13 protein-coding genes and 1 tRNA gene are annotated in these 13,307 nt (G+C 63.0%); 8 read left to right on the forward strand and 6 right to left on the reverse strand.

Going from position 1 to position 13,307, the window contains the following annotated elements; all coding sequences use genetic code 11:
* Window positions 1-23: 23 nt before the first annotated feature.
* The 4 genes from IGS58_RS23890 (at window position 24) to IGS58_RS23905 (ending at window position 3,134) form a co-directional block, all read left to right on the forward strand.
* Window positions 24-860 carry an ABC transporter ATP-binding protein gene (locus IGS58_RS23890; protein WP_070258366.1) on the forward strand — a complete coding sequence of 279 codons (837 nt, stop codon included), beginning with the start codon at window positions 24-26 and terminating at the stop codon, window positions 858-860.
* Window positions 861-876: 16 nt separating this feature from the next.
* The gene (locus IGS58_RS23895; protein WP_034783779.1) at window positions 877-1,236 is read left to right on the forward strand and encodes an MmcQ/YjbR family DNA-binding protein; all 360 of its coding nucleotides are present in this window, start codon (window positions 877-879) and stop codon (window positions 1,234-1,236) included.
* Complete coding sequence (locus IGS58_RS23900) at window positions 1,233-2,489, forward strand: phenylacetate--CoA ligase family protein (protein ID WP_230522869.1); 1,257 nt, start codon at window positions 1,233-1,235, stop codon at window positions 2,487-2,489. Before IGS58_RS23895 ends, IGS58_RS23900 begins: the two co-directional genes overlap by 4 nt.
* Before the next feature lie 63 nt (window positions 2,490-2,552).
* Window positions 2,553-3,134 carry a hypoxanthine-guanine phosphoribosyltransferase gene (locus IGS58_RS23905; RefSeq protein WP_034783782.1) on the forward strand — a complete coding sequence of 194 codons (582 nt, stop codon included), beginning with the start codon at window positions 2,553-2,555 and terminating at the stop codon, window positions 3,132-3,134.
* Between the two features lie 103 nt (window positions 3,135-3,237).
* Here the strand turns inward: IGS58_RS23905 and IGS58_RS23910 are convergent, their stop codons facing one another.
* From IGS58_RS23910 to IGS58_RS23920, 3 genes are all read right to left on the reverse strand, one after another.
* The gene (locus IGS58_RS23910) at window positions 3,238-4,191 is read right to left on the reverse strand and encodes an NAD(P)H-dependent flavin oxidoreductase (protein WP_034752807.1); all 954 of its coding nucleotides are present in this window, start codon (window positions 4,189-4,191) and stop codon (window positions 3,238-3,240) included.
* 100 nt (window positions 4,192-4,291) lie between these two features.
* Window positions 4,292-5,215, reverse strand: coding sequence for an MBL fold metallo-hydrolase (locus tag IGS58_RS23915; protein WP_070258362.1), 924 nt, complete (start codon window positions 5,213-5,215; stop codon window positions 4,292-4,294).
* Window positions 5,216-5,222: 7 nt separating this feature from the next.
* Window positions 5,223-5,456, reverse strand: a complete 234-nt coding sequence (locus tag IGS58_RS23920) for a DUF1289 domain-containing protein (RefSeq protein ID WP_070258360.1) — start codon at window positions 5,454-5,456, stop codon at window positions 5,223-5,225.
* 278 nt (window positions 5,457-5,734) lie between these two features.
* Here IGS58_RS23920 and IGS58_RS23925 point away from each other — a divergent pair, with 278 nt between their 5' ends.
* Window positions 5,735-6,148 carry a CopG family transcriptional regulator gene (locus IGS58_RS23925; protein WP_034783786.1) on the forward strand — a complete coding sequence of 138 codons (414 nt, stop codon included), beginning with the start codon at window positions 5,735-5,737 and terminating at the stop codon, window positions 6,146-6,148.
* Window positions 6,149-6,202: 54 nt separating this feature from the next.
* Window positions 6,203-7,468, forward strand: a complete 1,266-nt coding sequence (locus tag IGS58_RS23930; RefSeq protein ID WP_230522870.1) for an extracellular catalytic domain type 1 short-chain-length polyhydroxyalkanoate depolymerase — start codon at window positions 6,203-6,205, stop codon at window positions 7,466-7,468.
* Between the two features lie 4 nt (window positions 7,469-7,472).
* On the opposite strand, the gene IGS58_RS23935 is transcribed toward IGS58_RS23930, so the two are convergent.
* The 3 genes from IGS58_RS23935 to IGS58_RS23945 form a co-directional block, all read right to left on the reverse strand.
* Entirely contained in the window at window positions 7,473-8,624 is a 1,152-nt protein-coding gene (locus tag IGS58_RS23935; RefSeq protein WP_034783788.1) for a response regulator, read from the reverse strand.
* A gap of 31 nt (window positions 8,625-8,655) precedes the next feature.
* Window positions 8,656-11,703, reverse strand: coding sequence for a response regulator (locus tag IGS58_RS23940; protein WP_230522871.1), 3,048 nt, complete (start codon window positions 11,701-11,703; stop codon window positions 8,656-8,658).
* Between the two features lie 95 nt (window positions 11,704-11,798).
* Window positions 11,799-11,996, reverse strand: coding sequence for a cysteine-rich CWC family protein (locus IGS58_RS23945; RefSeq protein ID WP_230522872.1), 198 nt, complete (start codon window positions 11,994-11,996; stop codon window positions 11,799-11,801).
* Between the two features lie 231 nt (window positions 11,997-12,227).
* Here IGS58_RS23945 and argB point away from each other — a divergent pair, with 231 nt between their 5' ends.
* Together argB and IGS58_RS23955 are read left to right on the forward strand one after the other, a co-directional pair.
* Window positions 12,228-13,121: an acetylglutamate kinase gene (argB, locus tag IGS58_RS23950; RefSeq protein ID WP_010393729.1), complete on the forward strand. Its 894-nt coding sequence runs from the start codon at window positions 12,228-12,230 to the stop codon at window positions 13,119-13,121.
* A gap of 65 nt (window positions 13,122-13,186) precedes the next feature.
* Window positions 13,187-13,261 (forward strand) — tRNA-Thr (locus IGS58_RS23955).
* Window positions 13,262-13,307: the final 46 nt, after the last annotated feature.

The raw sequence follows: 13,307 nt of genomic DNA on the forward strand, positions 1-13,307 counted from the left end.
ACACATATGAAAACGAAGCAGCCATGACACCCACTGCCACGCAAACACCGGAAACGCCACCGCCCTACCTGTCGGTGAACAATATCGAAGTCATCTACGACCACGTGATCCTGGTCCTGAAGGGCGTGTCGCTGCAAGTCCCGCAAGGCAAGATCGTGGCGCTCCTGGGTGCCAACGGCGCCGGCAAGTCGACCACCCTGAAAACCATCTCGACCCTGTTGCGCGGCGAACGGGGCGACGTCACCAAGGGCGAAGTCCAGTTCAAGGGCGAGCGCGTGGATCAATTGACGCCGAATGAACTGGTGAAGCGGGGCCTGTCGCAAGTGATGGAAGGGCGCCACTGTTTCGGCCACCTCACCATCGAGGAAAACCTCCTGACGGGCGCCTACACGCGCAGCCTGTCGCGCGGCGAGCTGAAAGACGCGCTGGAAAAGGTGTATCACTACTTTCCTCGCCTGAAAACCCGGCGCAGCAGCCAGGCCGGCTACACCTCGGGCGGCGAACAGCAGATGTGCGCCATCGGCCGCGCGCTGATGGCCAAGCCATCGATGATTTTACTGGACGAGCCGTCGATGGGCATCGCGCCGCAGATCGTCGAAGAGATCTTCGGCATCGTCAAGGACCTGAACCACAAGGAAAACGTGTCTTTCCTGCTGGCCGAACAGAACACCAACGTGGCGCTGCGCTACGCCGACTTCGGCTACATCCTGGAAAACGGACGCGTCGTGATGGAAGGGCAAGCGCAGGAACTGGCCAGCAACGAAGACGTCAAAGAGTTTTACCTGGGCGTGTCCAGCGCCGGGCGCAAGAGCTTCCGCGACATGAAGTTCTACCGCCGCCGCAAGCGCTGGCTGGCCTGACATCGGAGTTGCCGTCATGGACCTGGAACGGGCCAAGCAAGTATGCCGCGGCTTTCCCGGCGCGACAGAAGACATCAAGTGGAGCAACGTGCTGGCGTTTTCTGTGGGTGGCCGCCTGTTCGCGCTATGTGGCGCGGAAGCGCACAGCACGCGCGGCATGAGCTTCAAGGTCGATGCGGAACGCTTCCTGGAATTGACGGACCGCCCCGGTTTTCGCCCGGCACCCTACCTGGCGCGGGCCAAATGGGTGCTGGTCGCCAGTCCCGACGCCCTCGACGACGATGAAATGGCCGCCCTGCTGCAGCGCTCATACAGCCTGATTGTTGCGGGGCTGACGAAAAAAATGCAACGTGACATTGGAGAATCAGCAACATGACCGATACGCTCGACAGTCTGGAAGCACGCGCCCCCGAAGCGCGTGAAAGCGAATTGATGGCCGGCCTGCCGCAGCTGATCGCGCGCGCGCAGAAGGCGCCGGGCTGGGCCCGCATCCTTGATGGCGTCACCGCAACCGACATCACCAGCCGCGCCGCGCTGGCGCAGCTGCCCGTGACGCGCAAGTCCGACCTCAAGCAATTGCAGCACGACGCGCTGCCGTTCGGCGGCTTGAACACGACGCCAAAGAATGCCCTGTCGCGTGTATTCGTCTCGCCCGGCCCCATCTTCGATCCGGAAGGCCGCGGCCCTGACTGGTGGCGCTTTGCGCGGCCCATGTATGCGGCCGGCGTGCGCGCCGGCGGCTTGCTGCAGAACTGCTTTTCGTATCACTTCACGCCGGCCGCCTTCATGGTCGAAGGGGGCGCCGCGCGCATCGGCTGCACCGTCATCCCGGCCGGCATCGGCCAGACGGAAATGCAGGTGCAGGCGATGGCTGACCTGAAGCCGGACACGTATATCGGCACGCCGTCATTTCTGAAACTGATCATCGAGAAAGCGCGCGAAATGGGCGCCGACATCAGCAGCGTCACCAAGGCCGTGATGGGCGCGGAAGCCTTGCCCGAATCCTTGCGCAGCTGGTTTGCCGAAAATGGCGTGCCGCACGTGTTCCAGACCTATGCCTCGGCCGATATCGGCAGCATCGCCTATGAAACGGCCAGCAATGGCAAGCTCAATCCGGGCATGGTCGTTGACGAAAACGTGCTACTCGAGATCGTCCATCCGGGCAGCGGCATTCCCGTCGCGCCCGGCGAAGTGGGCGAAGTCGTCGTCACCGTCTTCAATGCCGACTATCCGCTGATCCGCTTCGCCACGGGTGACCTGTCGGCCGTGCTGATGGACGCGCCGGACTCGCCGTGCGGCCGCACGAATACGCGCATCAAGGGCTGGATGGGGCGTGCGGATCAAACCACCAAGGTGCGCGCCATGTTCGTGCATCCGTCGCAGGTGCACGAGATCGCGCGCCGCCACCCGCAGATCAAGAAGGCGCGGCTGGTGGTCTCGGGACGCATGGCCAACGACGAGATGGCTTTGCATTGCGAAGTCGACGATCCGACGGACGCCAGCGGCGTGGAAGCCATCATCGGCTCGATCCGCGAACTGACCAAGCTGCGCGGCGACGTAGTGCTGGTGGCCGTGGGCAGTCTGGCGCAGGATGGGAAAGTTATCGACGACATGCGCGATTACAAATAAGGCCGATTTGCGGGATAATACCGGCATTGACCATCAGCCCCATTCATCGCCATGCAAGAGTCCATGCAAGAATTTCATCACAACCGTGCCCGTGACCTGATCAAGAACGCGGAACTGCTGTTCGACCAAGACGCCGTGCAGGCGTCGATCACGCGCATGGCCGATGTGCTCAACACGCGCTTCAACGCCGACGATTCGAAAGAATTCCCGCTGGTGCTGGGCGTGATGGGCGGCGCCGTCGTGTTTACGGGCAGCCTGCTGCCGCAACTGAGCTTTCCGCTCGAATTCGACTACATCCACGTGAGCCGCTACGGCGACGACGACAAGGGTGGCGAAGTGGTGTGGAAAGTCATCCCCCGCTCGAACGTAGCGGGCCGTACCGTCATCGTGCTCGACGATATTCTCGACGAAGGCGAAACCCTGGCGCACGTCAAGCAGCGCTTGCTGGACATGGGCGCCTCGGAAGTGATCCTGGCCGTCTTCGCGGACAAGGCCATCGGCAAGAAGAAGCCGGTACAAGCCGACATCGTCGGCCTGGTGATCCCGAACCGCTTCGTCGTCGGCTTCGGCATGGACGCGTATGGCTACTGGCGCAACCTGCCGGGCCTGTGGGCCATCAAGCCCGAGGATTTGAAGCAGCAGTGATTCATGATGGTTGTCGGATTACGCTGCGCTAATCCGACCTACGCCACCAGGTTCGAGTAGGTCGGATTAGCGCGCAGCGCGTAATCCGACATCCTCACCAACGTTACAGCTTCAACCGCGCGCGCGCCGCATCGTATTCGGCCTTCAGGCGCGCCACCATCTCTTCCACGCTCGGCACGTCATCCATCAAGCCCACGCCCTGGCCCGCGCCCCAGATGTCGCGCCAGGCCTTGGCGCTGCCGGAGCCGAAATTCATCGCGCTCTTGTCCGCTTCGGGCAAGGCTTCCGGATCGAGTCCGGCCGCTTCGATCGATTTTTTCAGGTAATTGCCGTGCACGCCCGTAAACAGGTTCGTGTAGACGATGTCGGCCGCGCTGGAATCGACGATGGCGTCGCGGTAGCCATCGCTGACGTTCGATTCCTTGGTTGCCAGCCAGCGCGAGCCGATGTAGGCAAAGTCCGCGCCCATCGCTTGCGCGGCCAGCACGGCATCGCCCGTGGCGATGGAGCCGGACAGCGCCAGCGGGCCGTCGAAGAACTTGCGCACTTCGCCCACCAGCGCGAACGGCGACAGGGTGCCCGCGTGGCCGCCGGCGCCGCTGGCGACCAGGATCAAGCCATCGACACCCGCCTCCAGGGCCTTTTTCGCGTGACGGATCGAGATCACGTCATGCAGCACGATGCCGCCATAGCTGTGGATGGCGTCGAGCATTTCCTTGGGCGGCGCGCGCAGCGAGGAAATGATGATGGGAATCTGGTGTTTCACGCACACTTCCACGTCATGTGCCAGGCGGTCGTTCGACTGGTGCACGATCTGGTTGACGGCGATCGGTCCCACTTTTTTATCGGGATTGGCGGCCTGGAAGGCGGCCAGCTCGGCCTGCAGCTCGGTGAGCCAGGTGTCGAGCAATTCGGCGGGACGCGCGTTCAGGGCCGGGAAGGAACCGACGATGCCGGCCTTGCACTGCGCCGCGACGAGGGCCGGGCCGCTGGCGATGAACATCGGCGACGCGATAACGGGTAAGGAGAGGTTTTGCAACGCAACAGGCAATGCCATGGCGGACTCGCTGGAAAGTTGATCGGACGTGAAAAACACACTGAACGTTGATTATAGTGCAGAAAAAGTACGGTCGTGCTGAATTTATCGCCTATCCGTGTCAGCCCTCGTTAAGCAAGTACTCACCCTCGATCCGTGCCGCTGTAGCCCTCACCAGCTGCGACACGGCCCACTCGGCCAGCGCGGCCGCCTCCTGGCGCAGGAAGCGCCGGTTGGCCTCTTCGAAGACGGGCATGCCCCGCAGCAGGGCCGGTATCTCGGCGAGGGCGATGCGCTGGCGTTCCAGCAGCAGGAATTTCAGCAGCACTTTCACCGCATTCTGCGCATTGCGCACGGGATCGGACGCCAGGTAATCGAGACGTGAATACGCGCGCTGCAGGGCGCCGGCGGCGTCCTGGAACGGCCGCCCGTGGCCGGGAATGACGACTTGCACATCGAGGCTGGCGATCAGGTCCAGCGTGGCGCGCGCTTCAGGGAAGCCGGAGCCGCCATCGAGTTCGGGGAAGATCACGCCAAAGCCGTTTTCCCACAGCGCGTCGGCGGAGATCAGGATGCCCTCTTCGGCGCAGTAAAAAATCAGCGAGTGCGGATCGTGGCCCGGCGCGCCCAGCGCCTGCCAGCGCATGTCGGCCAACGTCAACGTGTCGCGGGGCGAGACGGTGGCATCAAAGCCGAAGCGCGGACATTGCTGGCCCGTGGCCTGGAAACTCAGGGCCTCGACATCCCACGCGCGCACCTTGTCCGCCTCCGACACGGGAATGGCCGTATGGCAGCCGTATTCCGCTTGCAGCAGCGCGTTGCCGCCGCAATGGTCGGAATGCAGATGGGTGTTGAACAGGCGGTCCAGGGGACGGCCAGCCAGGCTATGACGCAGCAGGGCCAGCGTTTGCGGCGCATGCGTGGCATAGCCGCTGTCGATCAGCGCCGTGTCGTCCCGGCCCTGGAACAGGATGTTATTCGACGACAGCCAGCCGCGTTCGAACACCTGCATGGCATCGGGGAACAGCGCTGGCGATCGCGGCATGGCTTCCTCAGTAGTCGGGCTCGAAATCGAGCTGGGATTCGCGTCCTGGCAATTCGGCCCACACAGCACGCTTGAAGTCGTCGTCGGCCTTGCTCCAGGCGATGATCTCGTCGAGCGTGCGCAAGCAGCCTTCGCACAAGCCGCTGTTGCGGTTCATCTTGCACAGGCTGACGCAGGGCGACGGCACCGGCGACGGCAAGGGGAGCGGAACGGCGGGCGGAGGTGGGGGAGTGACCATCATGGAGCGGCATCGGTGTAGGTACAGGCTTGCATTATGCCGCGAAACCGTGCCGGCGAGTCGGTGGCATCGCCATGCAATGTTTCTGTGAATATATTTTCAAGCAAAAATATGATCAAAAAACCATCTTCCGGAAATTTATTTTGCAGCCCATTCTCACTCTGCGAGTACCCGTCCTACAACACGATCAGGTCAAATCCTGCTTGACTTGAGATATTTCACAACTATACTACCATCCATACAGATGGCAATTGGATGCCACGTGGAGTTTTTGGAGAGATATGGCCAAGCAAGACAGCAAGCCCAAAATTGGGGAATCCGAGAAAATCACGATCAACCTCGGCTTGATCGACCTGGGGCAGATCGATCTGCTGGTCCAGGAGGGATTTTATTCCAACCGCACGGATCTGATCCGTACGGCCATACGCAACCAGCTGGGTATCCACGCCGACGTGGTGAAACAAACCGTCGCCCGTAAAAGCCTGGTATTGGGCATGCAGCACTATTCGCGCGCCGACCTGGAAGCGATCCAGGCAGCCGGCCAGCGCCTGCAGATACAGGTGCTGGGACTGGCCAGCATCGCCAGCGACGTCTCCGTGGAACTGGCACTGGCCACCATCGAGTCGATTTTCGTATTAGGTGCCCTGCACGCCAGCACCGTCGTCAAGACGGCGCTCGCAGGGCGAATTCACTAGCGTATCGGTTCGCGGCGATGACCCGGCCGATGCGCGGCACCGTTAAGGATGGTCATGAAACTCCCTCTCAACATGTTGGCGCAGATGCGCGCAGCAACCCGTAATCTGATGGGCCGCGGCCCCGCCGCCGCCACCGAAGCGATCCAGCAGGCGCTGTCTGCCGCCGGCCTGGCACCGCAGGCGACAGCCACGCAAGCGCCGCCGCAGACCATGCGCGACATTAATCCGCCACCACCAGCGCAAGCCCGAGCCGAACAGCCGCAAACTGCTGCCGCGCCAGAAACGCCTGATGCGCCGCCCACGCCCGCGCAAGCGGCGCAGGACTTCGCGCAGGATTTCATGGCGCGCCTGGGCGTGCCGGCAGGCCTGGGCCAGCACAGCTTCGACATGCCCAGCTTCGAGCTGCCGAATTTCCACCCGCCCGGCTTCAACGCGCCGGCCACCACGCCGGCGGAGGTGCCCGCTGGCGCGCAGTTCATCGACGGCGTGTACCGCAACCATGCTGGCACGCGCTCCTACAAGCTGTATATCCCCAGCAGCTACCACGGCCAGGCCATGCCGCTGATCGTCATGCTGCACGGCTGTACGCAAAATCCCGACGATTTCGCCGCCGGCACGCAGATGAATGCGCTGGCAGAAGAAAAGGAATGCTTTGTCGTCTACCCGGCGCAGACGCAGGGCGCCAACAGTTCGCGCTGCTGGAACTGGTTCAATGCCATCGACCAGCAGCGCGACCAGGGCGAACCATCGCTGATCGCCGGCATCGCCCGGCAAGTCATCGACGACTACCCGGTGAATGAACGCGAAGTGTTCGTCGCCGGCCTGTCGGCGGGCGGCGCCATGGCCGTCATCGTCGGCACCCTGTATCCGGACCTGTTTGCCGCCGTCGGCGTGCATTCGGGCCTGCCGTTCGCCTCGGCGCAGGACTTGCCGTCGGCACTGGCAGCCATGAAGGGCGGCGCCATGCCCAATGCCCAGCGCAAGGCGCCGGCGGGCGGCGTGCCCATCATCGTTTTCCACGGCGACCGCGACACCACCGTCAACCCGCGCAATGGCGATGAACTGATTGCCCAGGGCGTGCGCAGCCAGGCGGGCGGCAAGGCGGCCAAGGCCGCATCCATCGACGGCAGCGTGCCGAATGGCCACCGCTACACGCGCACCACGCACAGCCAGGCCGATGGCTCGCCGCTGGGCGAACACTGGGTCATCCACGGCGCCGGCCATGCCTGGTCCGGCGGCAGCAATAACGGCAGCTACACGGATGGCAAGGGACCGGACGCCAGCCGCGAGATGCTGCGCTTCTTCAAGACGGTCAGCTAATCCGTCAGCTGATGTTTTCGGTGTAGGGCGCGATCTGCCGCTGCTTGTCGGCGATCTCGCACACGCCGTCGGCGTAGCGGTGGGAGATGGCGATGAACTGGTCCTGGATCTGCAGGAAGGCGTCGACGATCTCGGCGTCGAAGTGCGAACCGCGCCCCTCGACGATGATCTGCACGGCCTGCGCATGGTCCATGCCCTGCTTGTAGATGCGACGGCTGATCAGGGCGTCATACACGTCGGCCAGCGCCATCAGGCGCGCCGAAATCGGGATGGCTTCGCCAGCCAGGCCTTGCGGGTAGCCGCTGCCATCCCATTTCTCGTGATGGCTGTAGGCGATCTCTTTCGCGTACTTGAGGAAATCGACTTCGATGCCCAGCTCGTGTTCCGCCGCCAGGATGGCGTCGCGCCCGAGCGTGGTATGGGTCTTCATGATGGCCATTTCATGCGGTTCGAAACGCCCCGGCTTGAGCAGGATATGGTCGGGGATGCCCACCTTGCCGATATCGTGCAGCGGCGCCGTCTTGAACAGCAGTTCGATATTCTTGTCCGTCAAAAAATCACGGAAACGCGGCAAGCCGCGCACCTTCTCGGCCAGCGCCTTCAGGTAATGCGAAGTGCGGCGGATATGGTTGCCCGTCTCGCTGTCGCGCGTTTCGGCCAGCGACGCCATGGCGTGAATGGTGACGTCCTGCAGCGCGGCCACTTCCTGCACCCGGCGCTCCACTTCCGTTTCCAGGTAATGATTCTGGTCGCGCAAGAAATCCTGCATCTGCTTCATCGCCAGCTGCGTCCTGATGCGCGCCAGCACGATGGGCGCTGAAATCGGCTTGGTGATGTAATCGACGGCGCCCAGGGCCAGGCCCAGCTGCTCATCGGCCACCTCGCTCATGGCGGTGACGAAAATCACGGGGATGCCGGCCGTGGCGGGATCGGCCTTCAGCGCGCGGCACACATCGTAGCCGCTCATGCCCGGCATCATGATGTCGAGCAGGATCAGGTCGGGCTGGTCGCTGCCGGCGGCGATCTTCAGGGCGCGCTCGCCATTGACGGCGATCTTGGTGCGGTAATCGTCTTCCAGCACCGCGCGCAGCAGGTCGATATTGTCTGGCGTGTCGTCGACCACCAGGATGGTTGGCTTGCTTGCCGGCGCTTTCATGCCCTTCCTTCGCTCTGCATAGTTATCCTTGTCACAGTGTCAGCTCCAGCGCATCGGCCACCTCGCCCAGCTGCGCCAGCGCACCTTCGAAATCGTATTGTCCCAGCATGCGCTTCAACTGGCGCGCGTGTTCCGCCTGCCCGGCCGCGACCAGCACGGGGCCGATGCCGTCCAGGTGCTTGACGGCCTGCGCGTCGTCCTGCTGCAGCAGCTGCGACAGCTCGCGCAAGCCCGCTTCCAGGTACGCCCGGTCCACCGGCGCCACGTGCGCCACCGGCGCGCCGCCCGCCTCGGCCACATGGCCGCGCGACTGCATGGCCAGCACGATCTTCGGCACCAGCTCGTCGAGCGCCAGGGTGCAGGCGGCCAGCGCCTGCGGCAAGCCGTCGTGCGATCCCAGGCTGAGCAAATGCTCGACCCGCGCGGCGCTGTCGGCCAGGCCGCCGGCGCCGATATTGCCGGCCAGGCCCTTCAGGGTATGCGCTTCGCGGATCGCCGTCTCGAGCTGGTTGTTCTCGATGGCGGCAACGATGCGCTGCATGGCATCGAACTGGGTTTCCACAAAACGGTCCAGCAATTTTCGCATCAAAGCGGTATTGCCGCCCACGCGGCGCATGGCTTCCGCCATTTTCAGGCCGGCGATCACGGGCAGCTCCGCTTCCGGCTGCGCCACCACCGCCGTCATTTCCTGCGGCGTGGCCGGCGCGATCCAGCGCGCCAGGGTGCCGAACAGCTGCGCCACGTCGATCGGCTTGGCGATGAAATCGTTCATGCCGGCGTCCAGGCATTTTTCCTTGTCGCCCACCATGGCATTGGCCGTCATGGCGATCACGGGCAAATTCGAATACCGGGGATCCTGGCGCAGCTTGCGCGTCGCCTGATAGCCATCCATCACCGGCATCTGGCAATCCATCAGCACGCCGTCATAGGCGTTTTCCTCGATCTTCGCCAGCGCGATGGCGCCATTGCCCGCGATATCGACGCGGATGCCGGCGTCGTTGAGAATATGCTGCGCCACTTCCTGGTTCACTTCATTATCCTCCACCAGCAGCAGCCAGGCGCCGCGCAGGGCGCGCTCGTCGTCGCGGTAGCTGCTCTGGCGCTGCGTCTTGCGGCTCTGTCCCGTCACGCCGCCAAACACGAACGCTATCTGGTCGAGCAGGGTCGAGGCGCTGATCGGCTTGTTCAATACGCCGTCGAGCGGCAAGTCGCGCTGGCGCGCCGCCTCCAGCAGCGCTTCCCGATGGAAGGCCGTGACCATGATGCAGGCCGGCGTCGCATCGATGCCGGCGGCATCGGCACGGATGCCGGCCAGGGTATCGAGACCGTTCATGCCCGGCATTTTCCAGTCCATCAGCACCAGCCCGTACGGACGCCCCTCGGCGCGCGCCTGCGCCACGGCGCCGATGGCCAGCACGCCGCCAGACACGGCACGCGCCTCGAAGCCCAGCGCCGTCAGCATGCTGACGAAGATTTCACGCGCGCTGGGGTTGTCGTCGACCACCAGCACGCGCAAGCCCTCAAAGCGCTGCGGAGCAAGCAGGCTGTCGCGCGGCACGGCGGCCAGGCCGAAGCGGGCCGTAAAGAAAAAGGTGCTGCCCACGCCCGCTTCGCTGACCAGATCGATCTCGCCCTCCATCATTTCCACCAGGCGCTTGCTGATGGTCAGTCCCAGGCCCGTGCCGCCATGGTGGCGCGTGGTGGAAGTGTCGGCCTGGGTAAATGCCTGGAACAATTTGCTGCGCTGGGGCGGCGTCAGGCCGATGCCCGTGTCGCGCACATCGACGCGCAAGACAGCCGCATGTTCTTCCAGCTGCTGCAGGCGGATGGTGACGACGATCTCGCCCTTGTCCGTAAATTTGATCGCATTGTTGGTCAGATTGATCAGCACCTGGCCCAGGCGCAGCGGGTCGCCCTGCAATGCGTTCGGCACGTCGGGGGCGATGTCGAACAGCAGTTCCAGGCCCTTGTCCTGCGCCCGCATCACGGACAGGTCGGCGATCTGCGCCAGCACGTCCTCGAGGAAGAAATCGACTTTTTCAAAGGCCATCTTGCCCGCCTCGATCTTCGAAAAATCGAGGATGTCGTCGATGATGGCCAGCAGGTTCTTCGAAGCCGATTCCACCTTCTCCAGGTAGTTGCGCTGGGTCGATGTGAGCTCCGTCTGCAGCGCCAGGTGGGTCATGCCGATGATGCCGTTCATCGGCGTGCGAATTTCATGCGACATATTCGCCAGGAAGTCCGACTTCATCTTGGTCGCATCCTCGGCCACCTCGACGGCGTGGCGCAGGTCCTGTTCCACGGCCAGGCTGGTGCTCATGTCCTTGAGCGCCTGCAGCAGTTCGCCCGTCTCGTCGCGCGACGTCACTTCGATGACGGAACTGAGGTCGCCATTGGCCACGCGCGTGGCGATCGCCACCGCCTCGCCCAGCGGACGCGTGATCGAGCGCGCCGACCAGGCAAAGGCAAGCCCTGTCAGCAGGGCCGCCAGACCGATGCCGCCCATCAGCAGCAGCGAGGTGTCGATGTCGTTGCGTATCCTGGCCGCGCTGTCGCGGATCTGCTGCTGCTGCAGATCGTCGAGCTGGCCCACGTACAGCAGCACCTTTTCCAGCACCGGCAAGGTCTGCGTCTGCATGGCCTGCTCGGCGCGCGCATCCTCGCCGCGCTCGACCAGTTCGAACATCGTCTGGAGCGACACATAGTAGCCGGCGCGGGCCAGGTGCATCTGTTCCAGCAGGCGCCGTTCCTCGGGCCGCGCATCGAGACCATCGAGGATGCGCACCTGCTCATCGATGTCTTGCTTGATCGCTTCCAGGCGCGCCTGGTTCGCCTGGCGCAGCGCCAGCTCGTGCTGGTTCGGCAGGTTGCCGATGCGCGTGGCCGCCTCGCGCGCCAGCCCATGGATCTTGCTGGTGGCCTTGGCGGCGACCCAGTCGCGCTGCAGGATATCGTCGGTCTCGGCGCGGATGGCATAGATGCGGCTACCCGCCAGGACGATAACAACCAGCATCAGCACGATCAACATGGCATAACCGGCATTGATGCGCACGCCGATACTGATATCCCTGAAGCGCATGACTTTCCTATAAGAAATTCTTGAAAATCGAAGTCTAAACGTATTCCCCTACAAAATGCAAGGTCTTTTGCAAAGGAAAAGGCGTGCCGCGGCTCTTATTTGGCCGGCGTTGCTGCCGGGGGCGTCAAGGTGGCGATATGGGCTTGCAGGCAGGCGGGGCACCAGCAGCCGACGGCGAGGCTGCCGGGCACGGGAACGGCCGGCGGCAGGGCCACGCACCAGCAGGGTTCCTTGGCGTCCGGATCGAGCTGGCCACAGTGGAAGGTGGCGCCGCAGAGAGTGCACTGGCTCATGGCTGTGTGTGAATTGGCAAGTGTGTGTCATGCTGCGCCGGCATGCGACGCAGATGTAACTGGCAGTAAAAGGGCTGGCTGGGGGACATATCGGGCCAGACTATAGGATCATCAGGGAAAATACAACAAGATCGCCCTATAATGCCTCCAGGATTTTCTTCTTCCCTGTAAAATCGCACAAATCTATTTTCCGGACTCGCCATGAATCAACTAGCTAACTTGAACCTGGACATGAATGACGACTTGACGGCGGTGTCGCCGCAAATCAAGGCGCAGATTCTGGCCGAGGCCCTGCCATACATCCGCAATTTCCATGGCAAGACCATCGTCATCAAGTACGGTGGCAATGCCATGACGGACGAACGCCTGAAGCACGGCTTCGCGCGCGACGTCATCCTGCTCAAGCTGGTCGGCATGAACCCGGTCGTGGTGCACGGCGGCGGACCGCAGATCGACAACGCGCTGAAGAAAATCGGCAAGCAAGGCACCTTCGTGCAAGGCATGCGCATCACCGATGAAGAAACCATGGAAGTGGTGGAGTGGGTGCTGGGCGGCGAAGTGCAGCAGGATATCGTCATGCTGATCAACCATTACGGCGGCCAGGCTGTGGGCCTGACGGGCAAGGATGGCGGCTTGATCCGCGCGCGCAAGATGCAGATGCCGGACCGCGAACATCCGGGCGAATTCCTCGACATCGGCTTTGTCGGCGAAATCGACGCGATCAACCCGGCCGTCGTCAAGGCGCTGCAGGACGACGCCTTCATTCCCATCATTTCGCCGATCGGTTTCGGCCAGGATGGCCAGGCCTACAACATCAACGCCGACGTGGTAGCGGGCAAGATCGCGGAAATCCTGAAAGCGGAAAAGCTGATCATGATGACCAACATCGCCGGCGTCCAGGACAAGCAGGGCAACCTGGTGACCGACCTGTCCGCGCGCGAAATCGACGAGATGTTCGCCGATGGCACGATCTCGGGCGGCATGCTGCCGAAGATCTCGTCCGCGCTCGACGCCGCCAAGTCCGGCGTCAACACGGTGCACATCATCGACGGCCGTATCGAACACTCATTATTGCTGGAAGTGTTGACCGAGCAGGCTTTTGGTACTATGATCCGTTCGCACTAAAAAAATCGCAACGCATCACAGCGAGTAGTTTGGCGGCGCAGATCACCTGGCGCCGCTTTTAATTTGCCCTTGTAGCTCAGTGGTAGAGCACTCCCTTGGTAAGGGAGAGGCCACGTGTTCGATCCACGTCAAGGGCACCATCGATTTATCCCCGTATCTGAAAAATGTCCATGGCGGCGTTGCCTC

It is taken from the genome of Janthinobacterium sp. EB271-G4-7A (genome assembly GCF_020858075.1).
In the GTDB taxonomy this organism is placed as follows: Bacteria; Pseudomonadota; Gammaproteobacteria; order Burkholderiales; family Burkholderiaceae_D; genus Janthinobacterium; species Janthinobacterium lividum.

Coding starts and splice junctions, on each gene's coding strand:
- IGS58_RS23890 (WP_070258366.1), top strand. CDS start 24: ATGACACCCACTGCCACGCAAACACCGGAAACGCCACCGCCCTACCTG.
- IGS58_RS23895 (WP_034783779.1), top strand. CDS start 877: ATGGACCTGGAACGGGCCAAGCAAGTATGCCGCGGCTTTCCCGGCGCG.
- IGS58_RS23900 (WP_230522869.1), top strand. CDS start 1,233: ATGACCGATACGCTCGACAGTCTGGAAGCACGCGCCCCCGAAGCGCGT.
- IGS58_RS23905 (WP_034783782.1), top strand. CDS start 2,553: ATGCAAGAATTTCATCACAACCGTGCCCGTGACCTGATCAAGAACGCG.
- IGS58_RS23910 (WP_034752807.1), bottom strand. CDS start 4,191: ATGGCATTGCCTGTTGCGTTGCAAAACCTCTCCTTACCCGTTATCGCG.
- IGS58_RS23915 (WP_070258362.1), bottom strand. CDS start 5,215: ATGCCGCGATCGCCAGCGCTGTTCCCCGATGCCATGCAGGTGTTCGAA.
- IGS58_RS23920 (WP_070258360.1), bottom strand. CDS start 5,456: ATGATGGTCACTCCCCCACCTCCGCCCGCCGTTCCGCTCCCCTTGCCG.
- IGS58_RS23925 (WP_034783786.1), top strand. CDS start 5,735: ATGGCCAAGCAAGACAGCAAGCCCAAAATTGGGGAATCCGAGAAAATC.
- IGS58_RS23930 (WP_230522870.1), top strand. CDS start 6,203: ATGAAACTCCCTCTCAACATGTTGGCGCAGATGCGCGCAGCAACCCGT.
- IGS58_RS23935 (WP_034783788.1), bottom strand. CDS start 8,624: ATGAAAGCGCCGGCAAGCAAGCCAACCATCCTGGTGGTCGACGACACG.
- IGS58_RS23940 (WP_230522871.1), bottom strand. CDS start 11,703: ATGCGCTTCAGGGATATCAGTATCGGCGTGCGCATCAATGCCGGTTAT.
- IGS58_RS23945 (WP_230522872.1), bottom strand. CDS start 11,996: ATGAGCCAGTGCACTCTCTGCGGCGCCACCTTCCACTGTGGCCAGCTC.
- argB (WP_010393729.1), top strand. CDS start 12,228: ATGAATGACGACTTGACGGCGGTGTCGCCGCAAATCAAGGCGCAGATT.